Origin of the sequence: Kribbella caucasensis, assembly GCF_004361855.1 — a bacterium.
GTDB lineage: Bacteria > Actinomycetota > Actinomycetes > Propionibacteriales > Kribbellaceae > Kribbella > Kribbella caucasensis.
Window position 1 is genome coordinate 481,348 of the sequence record NZ_SNWQ01000003.1, and the last position, 26,625, is coordinate 507,972.

Genomic DNA, 26,625 nt, shown 5'->3' on the forward strand with positions numbered 1-26,625 from the left:
CACTAGATGACTCGCCTGCACCGCCGTGGCTTCGTACGAGCCGAAGGCACTCAACTGGTCGACGACAGCGGCACCCTGCTACCGCGCGGGGTCGGGCTGGGCAACTGGCTACTTGCCGAGGGCTACATGTGGCTCTTCGGTGACGAGCTCGCCTCACCGCGCCAGATCGAGCACCGCATCGAAACTCTCGTGGGTGCCGATCGAGCTTCCGAGTTCTGGCACCGATTTCGGGACGCGTTCGTCGGTGAGACCGACTTCGCGCTGATCGCGGCACTCGGGTTCGACCACGTCCGGCTGCCCATCAACGCCCGGGGTGTGATGGCCGCGGATGGGACCCTCGTCGAGGCCGGATTCGACCTGATCGAGCGTGCCGTGGCCTGGAGCGAGCAGTACGGTCTCCGCATCCTCCTCGACCTGCATGGCGCGCCCGGTGGTCAGACCGGGACGAACATCGACGACTCCGAGCACGGCCGGCCCGAGCTGTTCATGCGGCCGATCCACCGCGAGCACACGATCGCGCTGTGGCGCGAGCTGGCCCTGCGGTACCGCGATCGCGAGGCCGTGTTCGGTTACGACCTGCTGAACGAGCCACTGCCGAACGAGTGGCAGTACCGGTACGCCGACCACCTCGTCGACCTCTACCGGGATCTCACAACGGCGGTCCGTGAGATCGACGACCGGCATCTGATCATGTACGAGGGCAGTCATTGGGCCACGAACTGGGCTCCGCTGCGGGAACGCTTCGACGACAACCAGGCGCTGCAGTTCCACCGCTACTGGTGTCAGCCCGACGACAGCAGCATCGCGGAGTACCTCGCCGTACGCGATCGGCTCGAGACGCCGATCTACATGGGCGAGGGAGGTGAGAACACACCAGCCTGGATCTACGCCGCGACCAGGCTGTACGAGCGACACGGGATCGGTTGGAACCTGTGGCCGTGGAAGAAGCTCGGAACGCGGACTTCGCCGTTGTCGGCGGGTGTTCCCGATGGTTGGGAACAGATCGCCGACATGTCGGCGCGGCCCGACGCCGACGTGGTTTGGCGGGTACTCGAAGACTTCCTCTCCGCAGTCGAGGTGTCCCGGTGCGAGACGCGCACCCCCGTGCTGGACGCAGTGTTCGCCCGCCCTACGCTGGTGCTTCCGGCGTGGGCCGGCAGGACGGAGGAGGGTACGACGATCGCCGCGATGACCTCGGCGCCGATCCCCGACGGGCTCTGGCACCACACCAGCGGCACGCCGTACTCGCACGAGGAGTATGTTCCCGTGTCGGTGAGCGAGGGTTCCCGCTTGATGTTCGATCTGGCAGCCGCACCGAGCGGGTGGAAGGTCGAGGCCGACGATCCGGATGCCGTCGCGGTGGTGTGGGACGGGCAGTCGCTCGTTCTCGAGGCCAGGTCGTCCACGGTCGTTCGGTGGATCGAGTTGACGTCATGACCGGCGCCGGCCGGAACGACCGGCTGCGGGCCGCTTGGGCGGGCGTTTCGACCGCGCCCGAATCGCAGACGGTCAACTCGCTGCGGCAGCGCAACCGGGCGAGCGCGCTCCAGTTCATCCTCAGGCAACGCGAGGCCACCCGAGCCGACGTGGCCCGGCACTGCGGCCTGTCGGTCGCCTCCGCGACGAACATGGTCAACGATCTGATGGCTGACGGCCTCGTTGTCGAGTCCGGCACCGTCGCCTCCCGGGGCGGGCGCCCGATCACGGTGATCGCTCCGAACTCCGACGGCGCCTACGCGATTGGTGCCGACGTCGGCGAACGAGGTGTGGCGGTCGAACTGTTCGACCTCGGCTTGCAGGTGGTGGACCGCGAGTTCCGGGGCGGGCGGCAGGAGGAGTCGCCCGAGGACATCGAGCAGGACCTTCGGGACGCGATCGGGGCGCTGCGCGCGCGGAACGCGGAACGCTGGGGGAGGGTTCTCGGTGTCGGACTGGGACTGCCCGGAGTTGTGGAGACATCGGCGGACGGGGAGCAGACGCTGTACGCGCAAAGCCTGGGCTGGGCGCCGAGGCCGATCCCCGGTGCCACTAAGGACGGTCTGCCGGTGTTCGGCGAGAACGGCGCGAAGACGCTCGCTCGCGCCGAGATGTGGTTCGGGGCAGCTCGAGACATCGAGCACGCGGCGGTCGCGCTGCTCGGCCGCGGTGTCGGGCTGGCGATCGTCAACGAAGGGAAGCTCTTCCGCGGCGCGTTCGGCAGCGCGACGGAGTGGGGGCACACGAAGATCCGGTACGGCGGCGAGCCGTGCCGCTGCGGCGATCGTGGCTGCCTCGAGGCGTACGTCGGCGCGGACGCACTGCTCGCGGCCTGGCGCCGTACCGGTGGTGCGTTCGAGGGGAGCGGCTGGCAGGCGATCGGCGCGCTGTGCGAAGCCGCGGAGACCGACGATGCCGCAGCCCGGGTACTCGGCGATGGGATCGAGGCCCTGGGAGCCGCGCTCGGAAGCATCGTCAACCTCGCGAACCCGCAGCGCATCGTCGTCGGTGGATGGGTCGGCCTGCGACTGATGGAGCGCCACGGTCAAGCCATCACCGAGGCGATCAGGCGCAACTGCCTGATCCGGGCCGGCGAGCAGTTCGACTTGGTGGCCGCGACCTTCGGGGGAGACACCGTCGCCCTCGGATCCGCGCTGATGCCGATCGAGGCGCTCATCCACGCACCGCGCAACTAACGCCAAGCCACCACCGGTGGTGCCCGTGCTTCCGCCTGCCCAGAAGAGGTTGCCATGAGCACTGAACTGACGTATCTCGACCCGACGCGCCCTATCGCCGTACGTGTGGATGATCTCCTCGACCGCATGACTGTCGAAGAGAAGGCCGGACAGATGCTGCAACTCGACGCCCGCGGCGACCTCGATGACCAGGTGCTGAGAATGCACGTCGGCTCGATCCTGCACGCCTCGCCCGAGCGCATCGTGCGCGCACACGAACTCACCGCTCGAACCCGACTACGCATTCCACTGCTCGTGGGCGAGGACTGCATCCACGGGCATTCGTTCTGGGAGGGAGCAACGATATTCCCGACCCAGCTCGGTATGGCGGCGTCGTGGGACCCCGAGCTGCTCGAGCGGGTCGCGCGCGCAACGGCCGTCGAGGTGGCGGCGACTGGTGTGCATTGGACGTTCTCTCCGGTGCTGTGTATCGCCCGCGATCTGCGGTGGGGCCGCGTCGGTGAGACGTTCGGCGAGGATCCGTACCTCATCGGAGAACTTGCCGCGTCTATGGTCCGCGGCTATCAAGGCGACGGTCTGCGAGACACAACGGCTGTTCTCGCGACGGCCAAGCACTTCGCCGGGTACTCCGAAACGCAAGGCGGTAGAGACGCCAGTGAAGCGGACATCTCGCAGCGGAAGCTGCGCTCGTGGTTCCTGCCGCCGTTCGAGCGAGCCGCGAGGGAGGGTTGCCGGACGTTCATGCTCGGCTATCAGACCATCGACGGCGTACCGATCACGACCAACAGTTGGCTGCTGAACGACGTACTGCGGGGCGAGTGGGGCTACACAGGCACCCTCGTCACCGACTGGGACAACGTCGGCCGCATGGTGTGGGAGCAGCGCGTTCAGCCGACGTACGCGGAGGCTGCTGCCGCGGCGGTGAAGGCCGGTAACGACATGGTGATGAGTACGCCGGGATTCTTCGACGGTGCGCTCGAGGCGATCCGCACCGGCCTGTTGGAAGAGACCGACCTGGATGCGGCTGTCGCGAGGATCCTCACGGTGAAGTTCGAGCTCGGTCTGTTCGAGCAGCCTCGACACCCGGATCGCGAGCGGATCGAGTGTGTGATCGGCAGCACCGAGCACGCCGCGCTGAACCTCGAGGTTGCCCGCCGATCGCTTGTGCTGCTGCACAACGACGGTGTTCTGCCCCTCGCCGGTGGCTTCATCGCCGGCGCGGACGGCCGAGCGGCGACGGACAGCCGCGCGCCGCGGCGCATCGCGGTCGTCGGTCCGCTGGCCGACGACGCGCAGACACAGCTCGGCGACTGGGCCGGGGGATCCGGTCAGGCCGGATGGCTCGATGGGCAGCCTGGCGAGTTGATCACGACCGTACTGGACGGCCTGCGGGCGCACGTGCCAGTGGACTGGTCGATCACATACGCCGTTGGCGCTGAGATCGTGCAGTTGGCGCCGGACCCGGAGGGTGAGTTCTTCCCGGACGGGCAGCCGCGTCCTCCGGTCGTCGTCCCCTGTGAGCCGAACGAGGCGCAGCTCGCCGGTGCCGTCGCGGCGGCGAGGGACGCCGATTTCGTGGTCGCCGTCGTGGGAGACCGGATCGAGCTGGTCGGGGAGGGCCGCTCGACCGCGACCCTTGAACTGCTCGGTGGCCAGATCACGTTGCTCGAGGCAATCGCCGCGACAAGGACTCCGATGATCGTGGTACTGCTCGCATCGAAGCCGCTCGTACTGCCGTCCGCAGTTGCCGAGGCGGCGGCGCTCTTGTGGGTCGCGAACCCGGGAATGCAGGGCGGCCGGGCGATTGCGGAGCTCTTGCTCGGACTGATCGAGCCGAGTGGCCGACTACCGATCTCGTTCGCCCGTCACGTCGGACAGCAGCCGACGTACTACAACCAGATCCGTGGCCAGCACGGCAATCGGTACGCCGACCTCACACAGCAGCCCGCATTCGCGTTCGGAGAAGGACTGTCCTACACGCGGGTCGAGTACGAAGGCCTCCTGATCGCCGACGACCGGATTACGACTGACGGCGTACTCCGTGCGCGGGTGACGCTCAGGAACACCGGCCGGCGGCCGGTACGCGAAACCGTGCAGGCCTACGTCAGCGATTGTGTGACCTCGGTCAGCTGGGCGGAGCAGGAGCTGAAGGCGTTCCAGCAGGTCGATCTCGGCCCCTCCGAATGCAAAGAGGCCGAGATCGAGATTTCTGTCGGCGACCTCACGATCGTCGCCGCGGATGGCCGGCGCATCGTCGAACCTGGTCAGTTCGAGCTTCGCGTCGGGCCTTCAAGCCTTGCGGCGAGCCAACTCCGCGCCGTGTTCACCGTTTGCGCTAGGAGCACGTGAAGTCGATCAGGAGCGCTTGTACGTCGCGCGCCAGCCTTCGGACGGGTCGGGCGGGGTCAGCACGAGCGTGTCGCCCTTCACCTCGAAGACCCGGGTGAGGCGCTGGCCGACGAGCGCCGGGACCAGGGACGAGTCGACGGTGACGACGAAGGTGCCCGCAGCCCGGTCGACGTCGACGTGTCCGTAGAAGGCCTCGTACCCGTTCAACGTGTACGGCGTGTCCGGTGCGTCGGGGTTGAGGTTCCTCGCCTGGACCGACATGGTGCCGGACTTGGTGAAGACGACTTGGCCGGAGTACGGCACGGGCTGCAGGTTTCCTTCGGTGCCGACCTCCAGGGAGGTCATCTGCCACGCGCCGATGAGCGGCCCGGTGCCCCGGTCGGCCATGCTCTGCTGCGCGAACGGCGGCGCGATCGCCAGGAGGGCGAGCGCGAGTGCGGCCACCAGTACGAGCGGTGTGATCCGCCGCTTGATCGTCATGTCTACAGGCTCCTCTGCTTGGGGATGGAGATGCCGCAGGCAACGGATGCCTTCGACATCTCCAGCCAACACGCTCCGGCCGCCCCGAGGGAGTCTCTTTTCGAAGGGTGTACTTCCAGGGCATCCCTCGCGGTCAGGCGCTGACGACCAGCGCCGTCAGTGCGTCGAGTTGGTCCTGCTCCAGCCCGATATCAGCGGCAGCAGCGTTCGCGGCGATCTCTGTGGTGGTCTCGGCGCCCAAGATGGCTGGGCCAGGGACAGGCTCAGCGTCAGCGGCCGGGACAGCTTGAGGGTGGGGATCGCCATCGTCGGTGTCCCGACGATCATGCCGATCGCGAACACGGTGATCATCAGCCCGGTTCTCGCGACCGGGAGGCCGAGGTCGTTCGCGATATCTGCTCTTCGTTCCGCCCTTCTTCGTGCGCTGCGTGGCTGAGGTGGTCGTGGGCATGGGCTTCGCCAGTCGCCTTCGGTCGCGACTGATTGATGCCTTCCGGGGCATCACGTTTCGTGGTACCGAGGGACTCTCTGTGCAGGGGTGTACTCGTAGGGTCTCCCTGATCCGCGCCGCGGCTGCCTACCGTGGCCTCAGGGCCGCGACCCGCGTGCCCGGAGGGAAGGAACGTGATGAGCACTGTTGCGATCGTCGGCGCCGGCCCAGGACTCGGAGCAGCGGTTGCCGAGAGATTCGGACGCGAGGGCCTCGCGGTCGCTCTGATCGCGCGGAATCTGGCCAAGCTCGACAAGCTTGCTGAAGGCCTCTCGGCACAAGGAATCGCCGCGAAGGCGTATGCCGCCGACGTTCACGACCGTGACGGCCTGTCCCGGGCGCTGGCGGCGGCCGCCGATGAGATCGGCATGATCGAGGTGCTGCAATACAGTCCGGTGCCCCGGAGCGAGTTCCTGCGTCCGCTGCTCGAGACGTCGGTGGACGACCTCGCTGCTGCGGTGGAGTTCTCCGTCTACGGATCGGCTACCGCGGTGCAGCAGGTGTTACCGTGCATGACCGCTCTCGGTCGCGGCACGATTCTGTTCGTCAACGGCTCGAGTGCCGTGACACCGAACCCGAACGTGACAGGTACGTCGGTCGCCTTCGCCGCCGAGTCCGCCTACGGGCAGATGCTGCACGACACTCTGTCTGAACAGAACATCCACGTCGGACAACTCATTGTGCCCGGCGCCATCCGGGATGACGACCCGGTGTTCGCTCCGAAGGTTCTCGCCGATCGCCTCTGGCAGATCCACACCGCCAAGGGCCCGTACCGCGTGACGGTCGGATGAAGGTGGCGAGACGAACCTGGCCGCGGACGTGGGTCGGCGCGCTACTCGTGGCGGTGCTCGCCGGGTGTACGACGGACTCGTCGACCCAGCCGCCCGGGACGGGTATGTCGACGCAATCCGCCAGACCGGCCTCCCCGAGCACCCCAGGGGCTGCGGCTGCCACCGCGGTCGCTGGTGATCTGGAAGCCCCGTGGTCGATCGCGTTCCACGGCAGGGTTCCGCTCGTCAGCGAGCGAGACTCAGCTCGGATCCTCGAACTCGCACAGGACGGGGCGTCGCGCGTGGTCGGCACGGTCGACGGCGTCGCGGGCACGGGTGAAGGCGGTTTGCTCGGAATCGCCGTACGCGACCGCTGGCTCTATGCGTATGGACGGGCCCGAGCAGCCACGGTTCCTGCATTCCACGGCCGCGGACGGGAACCGCATCCAGCGCTTCACCCTCGAGGGAAACCCGGGTGCGCTTCGCCTGGGTGCGCCGGAGACGATCCTGGAACGACTCCCGTCGGCGAGCTATCACAACGGTGGACGGATCGCGTTCGGCCCGGATGGGATGCTCTACGCCACGGTCGGCGACGCCGGCGACCGCGAGAGCGCGCAGGACCTCGACGCGCTGTCCGGAAAGATCCTTCGGATGACCCCGACCGGCGGAGTGCCGCGGAACAACCCGTTCCCCGGGTCGCTGGTCTACAGCTACGGACACCGCAACCCCCAAGGGATCGCCTGGGCCGCGGACGGCACGATGTATGCCAGCGAGTTCGGGCAGAACACCTGGGACGAACTCAACACCATCAGGCCCGGCGCCAACTACGGCTGGCCGATCGTGGAGGGGATCGCGGGGCGACGCGAGTACGTCGACCCGCTGCAGCAGTGGAGTCCGGCCGATGCGAGCCCCAGCGGGATCGCCGTACATGACGACACTATCGTCATCGCGAACCTTCGCGGTCAGCGGCTCCGCGTCGTACCGACCGACAGGCCCGCCACCTCGACCGAGCGTTTCGCCGGTACCTATGGCCGGTTGCGAGATGTCACGAACGCGCCCGACGGGACACTGTGGATCCTGACCAACAACACCGACGGTCGCGGTAACCCACGACCCGACGACGACCACATCTTTCGAACCCCACTGACGTAACCATGGCACTGATCCAGCTCGCGCACCAGGCGAACGAGCTCGGCCGGTTCGACGCCGTGATCCACAACGCGGGGATCCTCAACGGTCCCGACGTGCTTGCCGTCAACATCGTCGCTCCCTACGTGCTCACTGCCATGATGACGCCTTCCGACCGGACCATCTTCCTCAGCAGTTCGATGCACACCGGCGGCTCGGCCGACCTCAGCAGCGTCGATTTCACCCGGCCTCGCGGTCGGGCGTCGACGACAGCAAGCTCTACGTGACCGCGCTGGCGATGGCATTGGCCGACCGGCACCCGGACACGATGGCCCACGCGGTGGATCCCGGCTGGGTGCCGACGCGAATGGGGGGCCCTCGGCGCCGGACAGCCTCGACGAAAGTCACCGAACCCAGGAATGGCTCGCGACCGCCGACGAGTCCGAGATCAGCCCGCGGATCGGCGCAAACTGGTACCACCGCACACCTCGTCGACCGCACCCCGCTACCCGGGACCCGCGGTTCCAGTCGGACCTCGTTCACAGGCTCGAGGAACACACTGGCATCAGCCTCACCACCTGACGCGAAAGGTGGATCCGGATGGGAAGTCGCACGGGTAGAGCGATGTGGCTCCTCGTCGTCACGGTGGGGTATCGCCCGGGACGTCATCAACGCGCCGATCACCGGCCTGGCGCTGCTGAGTGCCAGGGCCGGATGGATGCGCCAGTGCGCCGGAGCGCCGCTGGCCTTTCCGGTCGCGTACTACATTGACGGTGCGATCTTCCCGTTCTCACGCAACCATTTCGAGCGCGCCGCCAGCCTGACCGATGGCGGGCACCCCGAGCCGTCGGGTCATGGTCCGGCGCCGCTGCCTCGCGCGGTCACCGCGATCGCTCTCGTTCTGCTCCTGGTTTTCCGTTGGCTGACGCGTGTCATCGTCGCGGGCCGCGCATCCGCTACCGCGCACCAGCCCGGGCGCTGCCCTCTCCACACCCGCGGCTGGTTGCGTGGACCTACCGTGCGACCTGAATCGTGACGCTGGAGCCTTCGAGGGCTTCCAGTTGGTCGCGGGTAGCCTGGTAGGTGCCGAGGCGGGGGACCTGGTCGGAGTATCCGCCGTGCGCGTTGTAGTAGAAGATGATGTCGCCCCAGGGGGCGTAGTAGCTGAAGTCGCCGTTGCGGGGTTCGGATCCTGGCGTGCCCGCGGTGTTCAGCTTGCGCGGGAGATAGGCGATCTTCTCGCTGTTGCTGTAGTCCTCGAACTCGAGGGTCAGCGGGAGCATGGACACGAAGTCGCGTGCGGCCGGGGTGTTGCGGTCGATGGTGACGTCGATCTGGGTGCCGCCGGACGTGAACCGGACAACGGTGCCGGCCACGTTGCTGCCTGGCGCGGGAGCCGTCGCCGAGGTGGCGGACGACGGGGAGGCAGGGGACGCCGGTGAGGCGGACTGGGTGGCAGGCGTCGACGGCGACGTGGGCGACGGGGCGTCGGCTGTCGTGGGAGGGGCGCTGCTCGAGCGGGTTGCCGGGACCGAGGACGAGTCGTCGGTGGTGCATCCGGCGAGGAGTCCGATGGTCGCGGCCAGACCCGCGAGCGGTGTCGTGAGTTTCTTAATGGTCGTGGCCATGACACAAGGGTTCAGGTTCTCGCGCGCCTGCGGGAGTCTCTGGCGAAGGGTGTACCGGCAGAGCATCCCTCGCTCGGTCGAGGGAACGTAGCGTTGACACCATGGACAACTCGCTGGAGACGACCGTCGACTGGACGCCTGAGGAGCTGAGCCGGGTCGGCCGCGCCGACGAACTGCAGGTCAGCTCCTACCGCCGTGATGGGACGCTGCGGCCGTTCGTCCCCATCTGGATCGCTCGGGTCGGCGACGCGCTCTGCATCCGCTCGGCGCACGGCCCCGCCAACGGCTGGTACCGCCGCGCCCTCGCCGCGGGAGCCGGCCGCATCCGCGCCGGCGGGATCGAGCGCGATGTGCGGTTCGATCCGCTGGACGCGTCCGACCCGGCCCAGTCGGCCATCGACGAGGCGTACCACGCCAAGTACGACCGGTACGGTCCTCGCTACGTCGCCACCGTCGTCGGCCCCTCAGCTCGACAGACCACCCTGAGGATTGTCCCCGCCCAGGGTGCCCTGTGAGAACACCTATCGCTGGTGACTTCCATCGGGGCACGTCACCCGGTTGACTGGCTGGTGGTCTTTTGTTGCCTAGGGCCACAGGATGTTGGAGTAGCCAGTAGGAGTTCGCGATGCGCCAGGTAGTGATGTACCTTCCGGGGGAATGTTCGGGTCGAGGAGCGTGACGATCCGAAGATCCTGGAGCCGACCGATGCCATCATCCGGCTGTCGGCGACCTGCATCTGCGGCAGCGATCTGTGGCCGTACCGAGGTGCGGAGCCGGTTGACCACCAGTGATGGGTCACGAGTACGTCGGTGTCGTCGAGGACGGGGGCGACCAGGTGCGCAACGTCAAGGTGGGCGATTTCGTGGTCGGCTCGTTCTGGGCGTCCGACAACACCTGCGAGATCTGCCGGGCGGGTTATCAGGCGTACTGCGTACACCGCGTGCTGATGGGAACGATCGGTACCCAGTCCGAGCGGGCCCGCATCCCGCTGGCCGACGGCACGCTGGTCGCCACACCGGGGATGCCCGACCCTGAGCTGATCCCGTCCCTGATGGCCGCTTCCGACGTACTCGGCACCGGTTGGTTCGCCGCCGTGGCTGCCGAGGCCGGCCCCGGCAAGACGGTTGCGGTCGTAGGTGACGGGGCGGTAGGACTGCTCGGCGTCCTTGCCGCCAAGCAGCTGGGTGCGGAGCGGGTCATCGCGTTCAGCCGTCATGCCGATCGTCAGGCGCTGGCGCGTGACTTCGGCGCCACGGACATCGTCGAGGAGCGCGGCGACGAGGGAGTGGCCCGGGTCAAGGAACTGACGGGTGGGCTCGGAGCGCGTTCAGTCGTCGAAGCCGTGGGTACTCAGGAGGCCATGATGCAGGCCATCCGCTCGACAAGGCCAGGCGGTCACGTCGGCTTCGTCGGCGTCTCCCACGATGTCGCCATTGCCGGCGGACGAGCTGTTCATGGCCGGCGTTCACATTCACGGCGGCCCCGCCCCGGTCCGCCGGTTTCCTCCGGAGCTGATCCAGCTGATCTGGGACCGCAAGATCGACCCGGGCAAGGTCTTCGACCTCACCTTGCCACTCGACCGGGCCGCCGAGGGCTACCAGGCTATGGACCAGCGAACCGCGACAAAGGTTCTTCTCACGGTCTGAACCGTCCGACAGGCCGACACAGCCAGGAGGCAACATGAGGATCGGCATCACCATCGGTGGCCAGCCGTTCCAAGCGACGCTCGACGACAGCGCCGCGGCGCGCGATCTGATCGCGCAGCTGCCGTTGACTCTCGAGATGCGTGACCACGGTGCGGTGGAGAAGAGAGGACCCCTTCCCTCGCCGTTGTCGCTGGACGGACAGCCGCGGGGCGCAGATCCCGATGTTGGCGACGTCGGGTACTACGCCCCCGGCCATGACTTCGTCCTCTACTACGGTGACCAGTCGTACTACGACGGCATCGTCGTACTCGGACGCATGCTCGACGACGCCGCCGAGTGCATTGCCGAAATGCGGGGATCCGTAACCGCCACCATCACAGCACTCAGCAACTGACCAGGGGTCAGCAGGCTGCTCCGTGCTCACATGAGGGCGGCCGCTGCTGGGATGGACTGGTGGCGGTGGATCGGGCCTATGGTCCGGGAGAGCGGGAGACCGGTGCCGTGGTTGGTGTGTGCGATGATCTCGGCGGTAATGGAGACAGCCGCCTCTTCGGGTCCGTGGCACTGGAATGCGTCCTGATCGATGAAGGCCTGCTGCCGCGGGTGAAGTTCGTCGCCGTCGGCGAGACCTTCGATGGTGATGACGTCGGCGCCCTCGAGACGCACCGCGAGCGTCAGGCAGGCGTTGTGCCGCTCCCCGTCGACGAGGACTGTGCACGCACCGCACGCCCCTGCGTTGCAGCCCTTCTTGGATCCGTCAGACCGATGTGCTCGCGGAGCAGGTCCAGCAGGGAGGTGCGGTTGTCGATGGCAACGGTCACGCGTTGCCCGTCAAGGAGACCCGACTGGTCGGCTCCGTTTCAACGGCGCTTGCTTCCGGTGTGTCGGCGAGCGTGGACCCGCCGATCACACCTCCGGCGACGACGCCCGCGACCGCCGTACTCGTGGCGATGAAGGTGCGGCGACTGGGACCCGAGGGGTCCTCGGCGGTGGGCGTGGATTCAGCGACTTCTTCGGTCATGAGCAGGCCTTCGCATCGTGGATCGAACAGCACAGCGCCCAGTACCGCTTGGTGGTCAGGGTTGAGAGAACTTCGAGGGAGTTGGGTCCGGCCGAGGTCCTAGCGATCGGCCAACGACATAGCCGCCCAGGAGGCGAGGAGTTTGAGGGCGTCGGCGGTGGGGGAGGCGGGTTCGGCGGCGTAGATGGTGAGGGTGAGGCCGGGGTCGGAGATCATGTCGACGCTCTCGTAGGCGAGTTCGAGCTCGCCGACGGCTTGGTGGTGGAAGGACTTCGTGCCGGCGCCGTGGAGGCGGACGTTGTGCGCGCTCCAGCGTTGGCGGAATTCGGTGTTGCACGTGGACAGCTCGCCGACGAGGTCTTGCAGCGCCTTGTCGTGCGGGTCGCGTCCAGCCTCGGTGCGCAGGATGGCGACGGCGACGTCGGCGGCGGTGCTCCAGTCGGGGTAGAAGCGGTGGGAGTCGTCGTCGAGGAAGGTGTAGCGGGCGAAGTTTGGTTGCGCGCCAGGGGCCCGGTCGTAGAGCGACGAGTGCATGGCACGGCCCAGGTGGTTGGTGGCGAGCAGATCCATCCGGCCGTTGCGGACGATCGCGGGTCCCTCGGTGATCGTGTCGAGGACCCATTGCAAGCTGGGCCGGGGAGTCCAGCGTTTCGCCGTACGGCGTCGTGGCTTGGCCAATCTACCGCTGCCGTTGGCTGCCTGCGCGAGGTGGAACAGGTGGGTGCGTTCCGCGTCGTCCAGTTGGAGGGCGCGGGCAACCGCTTCCAGTACGGAGGCCGATACTCCGGCGAGGGATCCGCGTTCGAGTTTGGAGTAGTACTCGATGCTCACCCCGGCCAGCGCGGCGACCTCGCCGCGGCGCAGTCCGGGCACGCGACGCCTGTCGACCTCGGGCAAGCCCGCAGCCTGGGGCGTCAGCTTGGCGCGGCGCGTTGTCAGGAACTCCCTGACCTCCGAACGGTTGTCCATGTCAAACCACGGTACGACCGTGATCGGGAATCAGGGATGCACTGTGAGTACACCTTTCGACAGTGACTCCCCAGGCGCCGACTCACCCGGTTCTCTGGATGCGTGGCCGCCTCGGCCATGACCGATCCGTTCTTCGAGGAGTCTTCGTGCGTGCTGTGACGATGTACGGTCCCGGCGATGTCCGGGCCGAGCGCTGTGACGACGCGAAGATCTTGCGTCCCACCGACGCGGTGGTCCGTACCGTCGCGACCTGCGTGTGTGGCTCCGACCTGTGGCCCTACCGTGGTGCCGACCCGGTGACCGAGCCGGTCAGGATGGGGCACGAGTACGTCGGTGTCGTCGAGGAGGTCGGGCCGGACGTGGCCGCGATCCGGCCGGGGCAGTTCGTTGTCGGGTCGTTCTGCATCGCGGACAACACCTGTGCGAACTGTCGCAACGGGTGGCAGTCCTCCTGCAGGCAGCTCGACTTCATGAACGCGTGCCAGGCCGAGTACATCCGAGTCCCGTACGCCGACGGCATGCTGGTCGCCACCGACGGGCATCCCGACGCGTCACTCGTGCCCAGCCTGCTGGCCGTCTCGGACGTGATGGGGACGGGGTGGTACGCAGCCGTCGCCGCCGAGGTACGGCCCGGTTCGACCGTAGTCGTCGTCGGTGACGGCGCGGTCGGGCTGTGCGGCGTGATCGCCGCGAAGGAACTGGGCGCCGAACGGATCATCGCGATGAGCCGGAACGAGACCCGGCAGGAGCTCGCCCTCCACTTCGGTGCCACCGACATCATTGCCGAGCGCGGCGATGACGGCGTCGCCGGTGTCCAGGAACTGACCGGTGGCATCGGTGCCGACTCCGTGCTGGAGTGCGTCGGCACCGACGAGTCGATGGAGCAGGCCGTACGTTCGGCCCGGCCCGGCGGCAACGTCGGCTTCGTGGGCGTACCTCACGACGTGGCGCTCGCGAGCCACGAGTTGTTCTTCTCCCAGGTCGGGCTGCGCGGCGGTCCCGCGCCGGTACGGCGATTCCTGCCGGACCTGATCGACCGCGTCCTGACCGGACGGATCGATCCCGGCAAGGTGTTCGACCTCGAGTTGCCGCTCGAGAAGGCGGCCGAGGCTTACCGGGCGATGTACGAACGCCGAGCCGTCAAGGTCCTACTGCAACCATGACGTCCGGCGGATGGAGTCGTGCAGGCGTGGCGGTTCGGTTGATCTCGGCGGTTCTCTGTTTCGGTGCCTTGGGTCTGATCTGGGTCTTGGTACGCCGCCCCGGCGCCGGCGGACGTCGGCGAACATGGTCGAGGATCGTCGTCGGAACGTTCGTCGCCCTGCTAGCCGCAGGTGTCGCGACCACAGTGTCCACCGCGGTTGAGCCGCCGGTCCTCTGCCATGCGCATGTGTTTCCCGATGGCCGCGTGCAGACCGAGCCGGAGCTCCAGGACGTTTCCCCGCCACGGATCTGGCGTGTCGCCCGCGACGTGGTCAACGCGCCGACCACTGGACTCGGGCTCCTCGCGTCAAGGGCCGCAGGGATGAGTGAATGTGCCGGTCCACCGCTGACCGTGACCTTCTGGGAGGCGCCGCGACTCAGCGGCGGGGGCGGCACCATCGGGTCCACCTTCGTCGCGTGGATGCCCGCAGACTATGACAGTTCGAGCATCCTGCCGGGAGCAAGCGGCTTCGCACCCGCGACCGATCGGCGTGAGCTGGACGCGCCGTACGTTCGGTACGGTCCCAACATCTCCAGAACCCGGTCCAACGAGATGGAGCTTGCGCGGCACGAGTCGCGGCACACCGATCAGTGGGCTGTAGTGACCCTCATCGGCGGCCCGCTGGCGTTTCCGCTCGCGTACTACACCGACAGCGCGTTCTTCCCGGGATCCCGCAACCACTTCGAACGCGCCGCCGGTCTCGCTGACGGCAACTACTCCGAACCCACCGACAACAAACCCGCCCCGATCCCTGGTGCGGTCCCCGTGACAGCGCTCGTACTCGCGCTCCTGCTAGGCCGGCAAGTCCGTTGGCTCCGGCGAATCCACACAGAGAGGAACGCTCATGGAACTGGCACTTCACATCTCGGACTTCACCTGGACCGGAGGCCCCCGCAAGCTCGGGCCGACGCTTGCGCAACATGTACGTGACGCCGAGCAGGCGGGCATCACCCGGATCACGGTCATGGACCACTTCTGGCAGATCCCACAGATCGGCCCCGTCGAGAACGAGATGCTCGAGGCGTACACGGCCCTCGGATTCATCGCCGCCCACACCGAGAACGTCCAGCTGCACACCCTCGTCACCGGCGTCACCTACCGCGAGCCGGCCCTGCTGGCCAAGGCGATCACGACTCTCGACGTTCTCTCCGGTGGCCGGGCCGGCCTCGGCATCGGCGCTGCCTGGAACGTCGATGAATCCGAGGGCCTCGGGTTCGCGTTCCCGCCCGTCCGCGAGCGCTTCGAGCGGCTCGAGGACGCGATCCAGATCTGCCTGCAGATGTGGTCCGACGATGACGGCGTCTACGACGGTACCCATTACCGTCTTGGTCGGACCCTCGATTCGCCTGGTCCGCTGCACACGCCGTACCTGATGATCGGCGGGGGTGGGGAGAAGCGCACTCTGCGCCTCGTCGCTCAGTACGCCGATGCCTGCAACCTGTTCCCCGGCCCGGAGCTGCCCCGGAAGCTCGACGTGCTCCGGGAACACTGCGACGCGGTCGGACGCGCGTACGACGAGATCGAGAAGACCATCTCGCTGACCCTCGACGTCGACGAGTCCGCGGGCGACCTCGTACGGCGGGCAGAGCAGACGCGCGAACTTGGCTTCACCGTGGCGTACGTGAACGCGATCGGAATCACCGAACCCCGCAAGATCGTCGACACCCTCGCCGAAGCCGCAAGCCTGCTCGCCTGAACGGCGTCAGCCGGCCGAGGCGGTGAGCGGCTGGTTTCCGTGGCGGAGCGCGAGCGCGACCGCGCCGAGGACTTCGGCGCGGTCGCCGAGCGTGCCCTGGACGACTTCGACATCGTGGGAGGCCGAGCGGATCGCGCCCCTTTCCAGGGCTTCGCGGAGCGGGTCGATCAGGATCTCGCCGGCCGCGGCCATCTCGCCGCCGACCACGATCAGCCTAGGGTTGATCAGGTTGCACAGGGTGGCGGCGGCTGTTCCGACCGCCTGACCGGCGTCGGCGATGGCGCGTCGACAGCCATGGTCTCCGGCGGCCGCGAGTTCGAGGACCTCGGCGATGGTCTGGACGTTGCCGTGGGACGGACGCAGGGCGTTGAGCACGGCCCCGCTACCGGCCAGCATCTCGAGGCATCCGCGGTTGCCGCAGCGACAGATCGGCCCGGCGGGGTCGACCACCGTGTGGCCGATCTCGCCGGCCGTGCCACCATGCCCGGTGAATGGTCGACCGCCGATGATCAATCCGGCACCGATGCCGGTGGCCAGCTTGAGATAGATGACTTCGGTGCAGTCGCGTCCGGCGCCCCAGGTCCATTCGCCGATCGCCCCGAGATTGGCATCGTTGTCGACCTCGACCCGCAGCCCGAGAGCATCCGTCATCGCTTGAGCCGCGTTCACGCCGACCCAGCCCGGCAGAATGGTGGAGTCCCCCAATTGCCCGGTCGGGGCGTGGACGGGGCCGGGCAGTCCCATGCCCACGCCCACGACATGACTGAGGTCCGCGGCGGCGTCGCCGAGCGTCTTGTGGACGAGGGCCGCGGCAGCGCGGATCCCTTCGGAGGCCGGCAGGTCCGGAGTGACGTTCTCGGAGCGCTCGGCGAGCAACTGGTGGGCCAGATCGGCGACTGCGACGCGCACGTGCTGCTTGCCGATGTCGATGCCGACGGCAACGCCCGCTGAGCGGTCAAGGGCGACGAGGGTGGCGGGCCGGCCACCCTTGGTTCCGGCGCGCACGGATTGGGTGGCCTGCTCGACCACCAGACCTTCTCCCAGCAGTTCGGAGATGATCGCCGAGACGGTCGACGGGGCCAGGGATGTACGGCGGGCGAGCTCCGCGCGTGACGCAGCGCCGTTCTGGATCAACGCAGTGATGATCCGATCCCGGGCGTCCGCCCGTCCCATGATCGTGATGCCCACGGTCCCCAAGCCTCTCACGCGTCCTCTCCACAGCGTCTGCAGACCAGCGGGAAAGCGAAGGTTATTTCAAAACTGACTTAACCGTATCAGCCAGCCTTTGGTGCTCGCCAGTGCGAACCTTCCCACTCTTGCGCATCCAGGGGACCGCGGATATGGTCTCGTCACACAGAAGTTACTTCGATTTCGCATGAACCATCGGTGTCAGGTCAACAGATCCGGCGACCCCCGTTCAGAGCGAGGCAGCCAACCGCCGCTGCCGGATCGAGCATGTCCGCCGTGCGTGCAGCCGTACCCGTGTCCACCCGCGTGTCAACGCGGCCGTCCCCGTCCGATCGTGTCGCAGTACCGCCGGCACGTCGCTGAGGAGGTTCGAATGAGAGCAGTCCGTCCTCGCCTGAGGTGGAGGCGGCACACAGCCGTCGGCATGCTCGTCGCTCTGGTGGCCGTAGCCCTCGTGCTGCCGGGCCACACTGAGGCGCGTGCCGCCGGCCCGATCTACCGCGACAGCACCCGCCCGGCGGCGGAGCGGGTCGCCGACCTGCTCGCCAGGATGTCGCTCGACGACAAGCTCGGCCAGATGACGCAGGCTGAGCGAGGTGCTCTGACGCCTCAGGCGGACCTGGCGAGGTACCGGATCGGATCGGTGCTCAGCGGGGGTGGCTCCGCGCCGACGCCGAACACGGCGAAGTCGTGGGCGGACATGTATGACAGCTTCCAGCGCACCGCGCTCTCGACGCCGCTCGGGATCCCGATGATCTACGGTATCGACGCGGTGCACGGCCACAACAATGTGCGCGGCGCGACGATCTTCCCGCACAACATCGGGCTGGGGGCGACTCGCGATCCGGCGCTGGTGCAGCGGATCGGCCGCGCGGTCGCGGAGGAGATCTCGGGTACCGGTATCGACTGGGACTTCGCGCCCTGCTTGTGTGTGGCGCGGGACGATCGGTGGGGACGTACGTACGAGTCGTTCGGAGAGACGCCGGACATTCCGACCTCGATGGCGACGTTCGTCACCGGGTTGCAGGGGCCGTCGCTCGGTGGTCCCGCATCGGTGCTGGCGACCGCGAAGCACTGGATCGGCGACGGCGGTACGACCGGGGGCAAAGACCAGGGCAACACCGAGGTCAGCGAGGCGGAGCTCCGCGAGACCCATCTGCCGCCGTTCCAGGAGGCGCTCAAGCGTGGCGTCGGCTCGGTGATGATCTCGTACAGCAGCTGGAACGGCGTGAAGATGCACGGCAACGGCTATCTGATCACCGACGTCCTCAAGGGTGAGCTCGGTTTCAGCGGTTTCGTCGTTTCGGACTGGCAGGGCATCGACCAGCTCGACGGTCAGCCTGGCTTCACCGGTGACGAGGTTCGGGCCTCGATCAACGCAGGCATCGACATGGTGATGGTGCCGAACGACTACAAGCTGTTCATCAGCCTGCTGCGGACCGAGGTGACGTCGGGGCGGATCCCGATGTCGCGGATCGACGACGCGAACCGGCGGATCCTGACCAAGAAGTTCGAGCTCGGCCTGTTCGAGCGCCCGTACACCGATCGCAGCTACACGGCGACGGTCGGCAGCGCGGCGCATCGGGGGATCGCGCGCCAGGCGGTGCGTGATTCGCAGGTGCTGCTGCAGAACAAGTGGGGCGTGCTGCCGCTGCCGAAGACCGCGAGCAAGGTCTTCGTCGCGGGCAAGAGCGCGGACAACATCGGCTACCAGAGTGGCGGGTGGACGATCGATTGGCAGGGCGGCAGCGGCCCGATCACACCCGGTACGACGATCCTCCAGGGCATCAAGAACACGGTCTCTCCGTCGACGACCGTGACATACAACGCGAACGGCGACGGCATCGACGGCAGCTACAAGGCGGCGATCGCGGTCGTCGGCGAGACGCCGTACGCCGAGTTCAAGGGGGACCGTCCTAACGGCTTGGGGCTGGACGACACCGATCTGGCGACGTTGGCCAAGCTCAAGGCATCCGGCGTACCGGTGGTCGTGGTTCTCGTGTCGGGCCGGCCGCTGGACATCGCGCAGCAACTGCCCAACTGGGACGCTCTCGTCGCAGCTTGGCTGCCGGGGACCGAGGGGCAAGGGGTCGCGGATGTGCTGTTCGGCGACTACGCGCCGACCGGCAAGCTGCCGAGCACCTGGATGCAGTCGGCGAGCCAGCAGCCGATCAACACCGGAGATGGCAAGACGCCGTTGTTCCCGCAGGGATTCGGGCTGCAATACGCCCGCAGTCAGGATGCGTTCCAACCGATCGGGGCGGCGTACTACAGCGGCCAGTCCGGCACCCAGGTCGAAGCCTGCACGGACTACTTGTGCGGTCAGAACGTCGGACACATCTCCGACGGCGACCAGCTCTGGTACGACGACGTGGACTTCGGCATCGGGTCTCCGGCCAACGTGGTGACCCGGATTGCCTCCGCGGCGAAGGCCGGGGCGATCGAGTACCGCCTGGACAGCGCGACCGGCCCGCTGGTCGCGAGTGTCCCGGTGGCGAGCACCGGAGGGTGGCAGAACTGGACCACGGTCACGACGCCGATCGATGCGCAGGTGACGGGCAAGCATCGCCTGTACCTCGTGTTCAAAGCGACGGACACGTCGGTGGATCTGGTCAACGTGAACTGGTTCCAGTTCACCAAGTAGCTGGGGTAGCGGCGCCGTGCCGCGAACATTTCGAGAGGTGTCATCAACATGCGTGGTCTTGTAGTCAAGGCGATTTCGGTCGCCGGGGTCGCGAGTCTGGCGTTGACCGCCTGCGGCGGGAACGACGACAGCAGCAGTGGCAGTGGCGGCGACAACAAGGTGCAGGTCTTCACCTGGTGGGCCGACGGTGGAGAGAAGGCGGGCCTGGACGGACTGGTCTCACAGTTCCAGAAGGACTGCTCGCAGTACTCGTTCGAGAACGCCGCGGTCGCCGGTGGTGCGGGCGCGAATGCGAAGCAGGTGCTGGCCAACAATCTGTCGGCCGGTGATCCGCCGAGCACGTTCCAGGCGCATGCAGGCAAGGAACTGCAGGACTACATCACGAACGGTCAGGTCGACGACATCAGCGGCCTCTACAAGGAGTTCGGGCTGGACCAGGCGTTCCCGCAGAGTCTGCTCGACAACCTGACGGTCGACGGCAAGATCTACTCGGTTCCGGCGAACGTGCACCGGGCGAACGTGGTCTGGGCGAACCCGGCGGTGTTGAAGAGGGCGAGTATCGACGGTACGAAGGCGCCGGCGAGCGTCGACGCGTGGATCGCCGACCTGACGAAGCTGAAGGCCGCCGGGGTGGCCGCGCCGCTGGCGGTCTCGAAGGGCTTCGCGCAGGAGATGCTGATGGAGACGACCCTGCTCGCCGAGCTCGGACCGGACAAGTTCACCGGCTTGTTCAACGGTCAGACCGATCCGGCCGGTGGAGATGTGACGGCGGCGCTGAGCAAGTACAGGACGCTGCTGACTTTCACCAACGCCGACCGTGAGGCGATCGACTGGCCGGACGCGCTCGGGTACGTCAACTCCGGCAAGGCCGGGTACACGCTGATGGGTGACTGGGTGGCCGCGCAGCAGGTGGCCGACAAGGTGCCGGACTCGGCGTACACGTACTGGCCGGCGCCAGGCACCGACGGAGAGTTCCAGTTCCTTGCGGACTCGTTCACGCTGCCGACCAACGGGAAGGCCGCTGAGGGCACGAAGTGCTGGCTGAGGGTGGTCGGTTCGGCCGAGGGCCAGAAGGCGTTCAATACCACGAAGGGCTCGATCCCGGCCCGCTCGGACGCCAGCCCGGCGGACTACCCGAAGTACCAGCAGGCCGCGATGGCCGACTGGAAGCAGGACAAGATCGTCCCGTCCTGCGCCCACGGCTCCGCGTGCACTCTCGGACAGAACGAGAGCATCCAGTCCGCGATCAGCCAGTTCAGCGGCAGCCCGGACGTCGCAAAGCTGCAATCTGCCCTGGCCACCGCACTGAAGTCCTCCTGACGAAGGCGACCAGAGGATCTGATTGATCATGTATGGACGGTTCCGCACCTGGGGCCCAGGTCTGCTCGTGCTGTTGCCGACGATCGGCCTCCTCGGGTACTTCGTGTATGGCCTGATCGGGGCGACGCTCAACACCTCGCTCACCGCCCAGCACGCGGCGCGCCGCGGTTCGTACCCGTACGTCGGGTTCGAGAACTACGCGAACCTGTTCGCCGAGGAGCGGTTCCTCAACTCGCTGAAGAACCTCGGCGTGCTCACGGTGGCGTTCATCGTGGGCACGCTGATCTTCGGCCTGCTCTGGGCGCTGCTGCTGGAGAAGGGCGTGCCCGGCGAGAGCATCTTCCGATCGGTCTACCTGTTCCCGATGGCGATCTCGATGATCGCCTCGGGGGTGGTCTGGGGGTGGCTGATGAACCCGTCGACCGGCGACGACGCCCGAGGTATCAACCGGCTCTTCCATCTTCTCCACCTCGGTTTCCTGGAGAACTCCTGGTGGTCGGGGACCAGTCGATGGACGAACATGCTCGCGATCGCGTTGCCGGCGATCTGGCAGCTGTCCGGGTACATCATGGCGCTGTTCCTGGCCGGTTTCCGGGGCATCCCGCCGGAGCTGCGCGAGGCGGCCCGGGTGGACGGTGCGAGCGAGTTCAAGCTGTACCGGCACGTGCTGTTCCCGCAGCTGTCGCCGATCGCGCTGTCCGCGCTGATCATCCTCGGGCACATGTCGCTGAAACTGTTCGACCTGATCTACGCGATCGCCGGCCCCAGCCAGTTCCGAACCGAGGTGCCATCGGTGTACATGTGGAACACCCTCCTGCGCAGTGACATGGCGAAGGCGGCCGCGATCGCGATCGTTCTGCTCGCGGTGGTGGCTGTTCTGGTCATCCCGTACGTCGCGTACACCGTCCGGCAGGAGAGTGCGGAGCGATGACCGCCGTAGCCGAAGCGCCCGCGTCGGAGCTGCTCAAGCGGAAGGCCCGCCGCGGCGCTGTCATCGACGGAACCACGCCGACGAGCCGCACTGTGCGGTTCGCGTTGCTCCTGCTCTTCCTGTTGTTCGTACTGATGCCCGTGTACGTCGTTGTCATCACGAGCTTCAAGACGTCCAGCGACACCACCGCGGCCTCGCAGTGGAGCCTCCCACAAACCTGGACGCTCGAGCCGTGGCAAAAGGCCTGGGATGTCTTACAGCCGTACATGATCCGGTCGCTGTCGCTGGCGATCCCGGCGGCGATCATCTCGTCGATGATCGGGTCCATGAACGGGTTCGTCCTGGCCCGCTGGCGATTCCCCGGAGCGAACCTGGCGTTTGCGTTCATCCTGTTCGGGATGTTCATCCCGTACCAGGCGGTGATGCTGCCGCTGCGGAACACCTTCCGCGAGCTGAACGTGACGCAAGGGGTGCCGACGCTACTCCTGGCGCACTGCATCTACGGCATCCCGATCTGCACGCTGATCTTCCGCAACTACTACGCCACGATCGTCCCGCACGAGCTGATCGAGTCCGCACGCGTCGACGGCGCCGGACTCGTCGCGACGTACGTCCGGATCATCCTGCCGATCTCGATCTCCGGGTTCGTGGTGACGCTGATCTGGCAGTTCACTTCGGTCTGGAACGACTTCCTGTTCGCCTTGTTCCTGACGCAGCAACGCAACGGGCCGGTGACCCTGGGCCTGGCGGCGCTGGCCGGCGGCCAGAAGGTCGACTACGCCGCGAGCATGGCGGGCGCGTTGATCACGAGCCTGCCGACGCTGCTCGTCTACATCCTGCTCGGGCGTTGGTTCATCGGCGGCCTGATGGCCGGCGCGCTCAAGGGCTGACCGGTGACGGTCAGCGGGGTCCAGCACGCGGGGGAGCTCTTGGAGCTGTTCACCCCGTTGACGCCGGACTGGGGCGCGACAGACGCGGCGCGGCGGCTGGGCATCTCGAAGTCCCATGCGCACCGGTTGCTGACCAGCCTCGCCGAACTCGGGTTCGTCGAGCGTCAGCCCGGCTCGCGGCGGTACCGACTCGGGTGGCGGTGCCTCGGCTTCGCGGCGATCGTCCTCGAGACCAGCCCAATCGCCGCCCACGCCATGCCGATCATGCGTTCGCTGCGCAAGCAGTACGACGTCGAAGCGGCACTCTCGGTCTGGAACCAGGACGCGGTGGTCAGTCTGCGGCCGTTCGAGGATCCCCTGATCGTACGTCGTCCGCCGGGCGACCGGATCGCGATCACCGCAGTACTCGCAGCGGCTTGTCCGGATACTCCCGCGGCCACCGCACCAGGCCTTGCAAGGCAAGCGCATTCCGTTGCTCATAGCAACATAGCGTCCCAGGATCGGGTCCGCCATGTGCGCGCCGGCGGCCTCGTCGGCGAGTACGAGCCCGGCGCTTGCGGTGCCTTCTGCCTGGCGGCGCCCGTTCTCGACGCCGACGGCGCGATCGTGGCTGCCTTGTCGGTCGACGTACCCAGGTTGCACTGGGAGGCGCACAAGCACGACATCATCCGCGGTCTGCGGAGTGCTGCGCTACGTCTGTCCGCAAGTGTCGCGGCCGGTTGAGACGCCACTGTCCCGCATAGGGGCACAGCCCCGACGTGGCTATTGCAGGCGATTGGAGCCCGGTGTTCGACTCCGTTTCGAGCTGGTCCGTCGCCGGTAAGGAACCGGTGACCAGGTCACGAGGAGGCCTGTATGTCTGGATCTTTGCGGCAAAGAACGCGGCTCCGCCTGCTGGCGATCAGCTGCTGTCTGGCCCTGACAGCGGCACTGGCGCCGGCGAACGCCGTCGCACAGGAGCGACCGTGGATGAACACGTCGCTGTCACCTGATCAACGAGCAGATCTGCTGCTCCAGGAGATGACACTGGAGGAGAAGGTCGATCTGATGTCGGGCAACCAGGAGGACGGCAGGTTCGCCTTCTACAACAGCCCGATCCCCCGGCTAGGCATCCCGGAGCTGGCGATGCAGGACTCGGCATCCGGCATCCACGCGCACGGCTGGAGCACGCCCAACACCGGCTCCGGCATCACGGCCCGTGCCACGGCGCTGCCCTCGGCACAGGCACTCGGCGCCACCTGGTCGCGTGAGGCGACCAAGCGGTACGCGGCACTCGTGGCGACCGAGACCCGGGCCACCGGAGGCAACGTGCTGCTGAGTCCGGTGGGCGACATCCTGCGCAACCCGTACTGGGGCCGCACCAACGAGAGCCCCAGCGAAGACCCGATCATGACGGGCGACTACCTGACCGACTTCACCAAGGTCATCCAGGACAAGGACGTCATCGCTACGCTCAAGCACTACCTGGCCTACAACCAGGAAACCAACCGCAGCAACGGCCAGAACAGCGTCGTCTCCGAGCGGGCCCTCCGCGAGGTCCACGCACTGGGCTACGAGGCCGCCATGGCCGATGCCGACCCCGGCAGCATCATGTGCTCGTTCAACAAGATCAACGGCGGCTACGGCTGCGAGAACCCGCACACCCTGCGCGGGTTCCTCGACAAGTTCGGCTTCACCGGCTTCGTCGGAACGGACTTCGGCGCCGCGCACACCACCCAGGGCTCGCTTGACGGCGGCGTCGACATCGAGACGGGCAACAAGGATGCCTACTCCGAGCACCTGCTCGCGGCCGTCCAGAACGGGAGCGTCCCCGAGTCGCGGCTCGATGAGTCCTGCCACCGCATCCTGCGCACCATGTTCCGGCTCAACGCGTTCGACAACCCCGTCGAGGTCGCCCCGATCGACATCGCCCAGGGCAGCAAGGTCGCCCTGGAGACCCAGGAGATGGCAATCACGCTGCTCAAGAACACGGGCAACGCGCTTCCGCTGACCGCGCAGGCGAAGAAGATCGCCGTGATCGGCGCCGACGCCGACCACAACGCGATCGGCGGCGGAACGCCGTTCGTCAACGCGACGGAGAAGACCTCGATGCTCGACGGCATCACCCAGCGTGCTCAGGCGGCCGGCGCCACGGTTCAGTGGGTGAAGGGCAACGACGAGGCCAACGGTGCGAACATGCTGGAGACCCGGGACATGACGGCCGTCCCGTCGTCGGTCCTGTCCCCGACCAGCGGCCAGGGCACAGGCCTGAACGCCTCGTTCTGGAAGAACAACAACCTCCAGGGCGCGCCGGACGAGCAGCGCATCACGCCGCAGGTCAACTACGACGTCGGCATTCTCAGCACGCTCGACACGCCGGGACCGTCCCAGGTCACGCCGCCGCCGGTGAACTGCCCGGTCTGCCCCGGCTCCGCGGTCTACGAGGGCCACATCACCGCACCGAAGACCGGCGCCTACAAGCTGGCCCTTACCGGCATGGGCGACGCGACCCTGGACATCGACGGTCAGCGGGTCGCCACGATGCAGGGCGAGGACAAGCGCCGTGCCTTCGCCGAGACCCCGACGCTCAACTGGGTCGAGGGGCAGACGCACACGCTGCGTGTCGAGTTCAGGGGAAACCACCCGTTCGAGATCCTGAACGACGGTTCCGTGCTGCTGCAGTGGAAGACCCCAGAGGGTGCGCACTCGCCGGAGATCCAGAAGGCTGTCGCTGCCGCGAAGAACAGCGACGTGGCCATCGTCTACGCAAACACCATCGAGGGCGAGGCCCACGACCGGGTGTCGCTGAAGCTGCCGCAGAGCGGTGACCAGCTGATCAAGGCAGTCAGCGAGGCCAACCCCAACACCATCGTGGTGCTCGCGACCGCGGGCACGGTGACCATGCCGTGGCTGGACAACGTCAAGGCCGTGGTGCAGACCTACTTCGGTGGTCAGCAGCAGGGCAAGGCGCTGGCTCGCGTGCTCTGGGGTGACGTGAACCCGTCCGGGAAGCTGACGATCACGTACCCGACCAGCGAGGACACGTTGCCGCCGGGGGTCGAGGGTCCGTACGCCAACTCCAACGACCTGGACGTGGAGTACACCGAGGGCGTCAACGTCGGCTACAAGGGTTACGAGACGGCGGGCATCCAGCCGCTGTTCGAGTTCGGCCACGGAATGTCCTACACCTCCTTCGCGTACAGCGACCTGAAGGTGCAGGCGCAGCCCCAGTCCGCGGACAAGAAGCCCATCAACGTGCGCTTCAAGATCACCAACACGGGCGCGCGCGACGGTGACGAGGTCGCCCAGGTCTACCTCGGCCTCCCGTCCTCGACCGGGGAGGCGAAGCGTCTGGTGGGCTACGCCCGGGTGAGCACGAAGGCCGGCAAGTCCACGATGGCGAACATCCAGATCGACCCGGGCGCTTCCACCCATCCGCTCGGCTACTTCGACACCGCCAGCGACAGCTGGAAGATCGCGTCCGGCACCTACAAGGTGTACGTCGGCGGATCGTCGCAGAACACGCCGCTCGTCGGATCCTTCACAGTCCGCTGACGGCAAGGCCGGGGGACGCAAGGGCGGGGCTCGCTCAGAGCCTCGCCCTTGTCTGTGCTTCACAT

General features: G+C 67.2%; 24 protein-coding genes. 17 read left to right on the top strand and 7 right to left on the bottom strand.

From position 1 onward, the window contains the following. The first annotated feature begins 6 nt into the window (after positions 1-6). The 3 genes from EV643_RS09525 to EV643_RS09535 are packed head-to-tail and all read left to right on the top strand — an operon-like array spanning position 7 to position 5,021. Entirely contained in the window at positions 7-1,437 is a 1,431-nt protein-coding gene (locus EV643_RS09525) for a glycoside hydrolase family 5 protein (RefSeq protein ID WP_133799612.1), read from the top strand. Further along, complete coding sequence (locus EV643_RS09530; RefSeq protein WP_202869474.1) at positions 1,416-2,672, top strand: ROK family transcriptional regulator; 1,257 nt, start codon at positions 1,416-1,418, stop codon at positions 2,670-2,672. The genes EV643_RS09525 and EV643_RS09530 overlap by 22 nt, the downstream gene beginning before the upstream one ends. Positions 2,673-2,726: 54 nt before the next feature. Next, positions 2,727-5,021, top strand: a complete 2,295-nt coding sequence (locus EV643_RS09535; RefSeq protein WP_133799613.1) for an exo-beta-d-1,3/1,6-glucosidase — start codon at positions 2,727-2,729, stop codon at positions 5,019-5,021. Positions 5,022-5,027: 6 nt separating this feature from the next. On the opposite strand, the gene EV643_RS09540 is transcribed toward EV643_RS09535, so the two are convergent. Together EV643_RS09540 and EV643_RS44775 are read right to left on the bottom strand one after the other, a co-directional pair. Beyond that, positions 5,028-5,501, bottom strand: a complete 474-nt coding sequence (locus tag EV643_RS09540; protein WP_133799614.1) for a lipocalin-like domain-containing protein — start codon at positions 5,499-5,501, stop codon at positions 5,028-5,030. A 156-nt stretch (positions 5,502-5,657) separates the two neighbouring features. Further along, the gene (locus EV643_RS44775; RefSeq protein ID WP_202869475.1) at positions 5,658-5,852 is read right to left on the bottom strand and encodes a hypothetical protein; all 195 of its coding nucleotides are present in this window, start codon (positions 5,850-5,852) and stop codon (positions 5,658-5,660) included. Between the two features lie 276 nt (positions 5,853-6,128). Here EV643_RS44775 and EV643_RS09550 point away from each other — a divergent pair, with 276 nt between their 5' ends. From EV643_RS09550 to EV643_RS09560, 3 genes are all read left to right on the top strand, one after another. Then, positions 6,129-6,782, top strand: coding sequence for an SDR family NAD(P)-dependent oxidoreductase (locus EV643_RS09550; protein WP_133799615.1), 654 nt, complete (start codon positions 6,129-6,131; stop codon positions 6,780-6,782). 360 nt (positions 6,783-7,142) lie between these two features. Beyond that, on the top strand, positions 7,143-7,913 hold the full coding sequence (locus tag EV643_RS09555) for a PQQ-dependent sugar dehydrogenase (RefSeq protein WP_202869476.1): 771 nt from the start codon (positions 7,143-7,145) through the stop codon (positions 7,911-7,913). Positions 7,914-7,915: 2 nt separating this feature from the next. Further along, entirely contained in the window at positions 7,916-8,176 is a 261-nt protein-coding gene (locus tag EV643_RS09560; protein ID WP_133799616.1) for a Rossmann-fold NAD(P)-binding domain-containing protein, read from the top strand. A 726-nt stretch (positions 8,177-8,902) separates the two neighbouring features. On the opposite strand, the gene EV643_RS09565 is transcribed toward EV643_RS09560, so the two are convergent. Further along, complete coding sequence (locus tag EV643_RS09565) at positions 8,903-9,517, bottom strand: cyclophilin-like fold protein (RefSeq protein ID WP_133799617.1); 615 nt, start codon at positions 9,515-9,517, stop codon at positions 8,903-8,905. 101 nt (positions 9,518-9,618) lie between these two features. On the opposite strand from EV643_RS09565, the gene EV643_RS09570 reads away from it, so the two are divergent. The 3 genes from EV643_RS09570 to EV643_RS09580 all read left to right on the top strand — a co-directional run bounded on the left by EV643_RS09570 (position 9,619) and on the right by EV643_RS09580 (position 11,557). Continuing rightward, on the top strand, positions 9,619-10,032 hold the full coding sequence (locus EV643_RS09570; protein WP_133799618.1) for a DUF2255 family protein: 414 nt from the start codon (positions 9,619-9,621) through the stop codon (positions 10,030-10,032). Positions 10,033-10,307: 275 nt separating this feature from the next. Further along, positions 10,308-11,201, top strand: coding sequence for a zinc-binding dehydrogenase (locus tag EV643_RS09575; protein WP_238165470.1), 894 nt, complete (start codon positions 10,308-10,310; stop codon positions 11,199-11,201). Beyond that, complete coding sequence (locus EV643_RS09580) at positions 11,198-11,557, top strand: cyclophilin-like fold protein (protein ID WP_133799619.1); 360 nt, start codon at positions 11,198-11,200, stop codon at positions 11,555-11,557. Before EV643_RS09575 ends, EV643_RS09580 begins: the two co-directional genes overlap by 4 nt. Positions 11,558-11,583: 26 nt before the next feature. Here EV643_RS09580 and EV643_RS44780 read toward each other — a convergent pair whose 3' ends face one another. The 3 genes from EV643_RS44780 to EV643_RS09590 all read right to left on the bottom strand — a co-directional run bounded on the left by EV643_RS44780 (position 11,584) and on the right by EV643_RS09590 (position 13,153). Then, positions 11,584-11,829, bottom strand: a complete 246-nt coding sequence (locus tag EV643_RS44780) for a (2Fe-2S)-binding protein (protein WP_202869477.1) — start codon at positions 11,827-11,829, stop codon at positions 11,584-11,586. Positions 11,830-11,980: 151 nt separating this feature from the next. Beyond that, positions 11,981-12,184, bottom strand: coding sequence for a twin-arginine translocation signal domain-containing protein (locus EV643_RS44785; RefSeq protein ID WP_202869478.1), 204 nt, complete (start codon positions 12,182-12,184; stop codon positions 11,981-11,983). Positions 12,185-12,283: 99 nt separating this feature from the next. Then, positions 12,284-13,153, bottom strand: a complete 870-nt coding sequence (locus EV643_RS09590) for a helix-turn-helix transcriptional regulator (RefSeq protein WP_133799620.1) — start codon at positions 13,151-13,153, stop codon at positions 12,284-12,286. Positions 13,154-13,299: 146 nt separating this feature from the next. On the opposite strand from EV643_RS09590, the gene EV643_RS09595 reads away from it, so the two are divergent. Both EV643_RS09595 and EV643_RS09600 read left to right on the top strand, forming a co-directional pair. Further along, complete coding sequence (locus tag EV643_RS09595) at positions 13,300-14,316, top strand: zinc-dependent alcohol dehydrogenase family protein (protein WP_133799621.1); 1,017 nt, start codon at positions 13,300-13,302, stop codon at positions 14,314-14,316. Between the two features lie 885 nt (positions 14,317-15,201). Next, positions 15,202-16,053 (top strand): LLM class F420-dependent oxidoreductase, encoded by an 852-nt coding sequence (locus tag EV643_RS09600; protein ID WP_133799622.1) that lies wholly within the window; start codon positions 15,202-15,204, stop codon positions 16,051-16,053. Positions 16,054-16,059: 6 nt separating this feature from the next. On the opposite strand, the gene EV643_RS09605 is transcribed toward EV643_RS09600, so the two are convergent. Further along, positions 16,060-17,259, bottom strand: a complete 1,200-nt coding sequence (locus EV643_RS09605; protein WP_133799623.1) for an ROK family transcriptional regulator — start codon at positions 17,257-17,259, stop codon at positions 16,060-16,062. Between the two features lie 406 nt (positions 17,260-17,665). Here EV643_RS09605 and EV643_RS09610 point away from each other — a divergent pair, with 406 nt between their 5' ends. From EV643_RS09610 to EV643_RS09635, 6 genes are all read left to right on the top strand, one after another. Further along, positions 17,666-19,885, top strand: a complete 2,220-nt coding sequence (locus EV643_RS09610) for a glycoside hydrolase family 3 N-terminal domain-containing protein (RefSeq protein WP_166665378.1) — start codon at positions 17,666-17,668, stop codon at positions 19,883-19,885. 48 nt (positions 19,886-19,933) lie between these two features. Next, positions 19,934-21,205 (top strand): ABC transporter substrate-binding protein, encoded by a 1,272-nt coding sequence (locus EV643_RS09615; RefSeq protein ID WP_133799624.1) that lies wholly within the window; start codon positions 19,934-19,936, stop codon positions 21,203-21,205. Positions 21,206-21,233: 28 nt separating this feature from the next. Continuing rightward, positions 21,234-22,136, top strand: coding sequence for a carbohydrate ABC transporter permease (locus EV643_RS09620; protein WP_133799625.1), 903 nt, complete (start codon positions 21,234-21,236; stop codon positions 22,134-22,136). After that, complete coding sequence (locus tag EV643_RS09625) at positions 22,133-23,026, top strand: carbohydrate ABC transporter permease (protein ID WP_202869479.1); 894 nt, start codon at positions 22,133-22,135, stop codon at positions 23,024-23,026. The genes EV643_RS09620 and EV643_RS09625 overlap by 4 nt, the downstream gene beginning before the upstream one ends. 3 nt (positions 23,027-23,029) lie before the next feature. Continuing rightward, positions 23,030-23,749, top strand: coding sequence for an IclR family transcriptional regulator (locus tag EV643_RS09630; protein WP_133799626.1), 720 nt, complete (start codon positions 23,030-23,032; stop codon positions 23,747-23,749). Positions 23,750-23,881: 132 nt separating this feature from the next. Next, positions 23,882-26,560, top strand: coding sequence for a glycoside hydrolase family 3 protein (locus EV643_RS09635; protein WP_133799627.1), 2,679 nt, complete (start codon positions 23,882-23,884; stop codon positions 26,558-26,560). Positions 26,561-26,625: the final 65 nt, after the last annotated feature.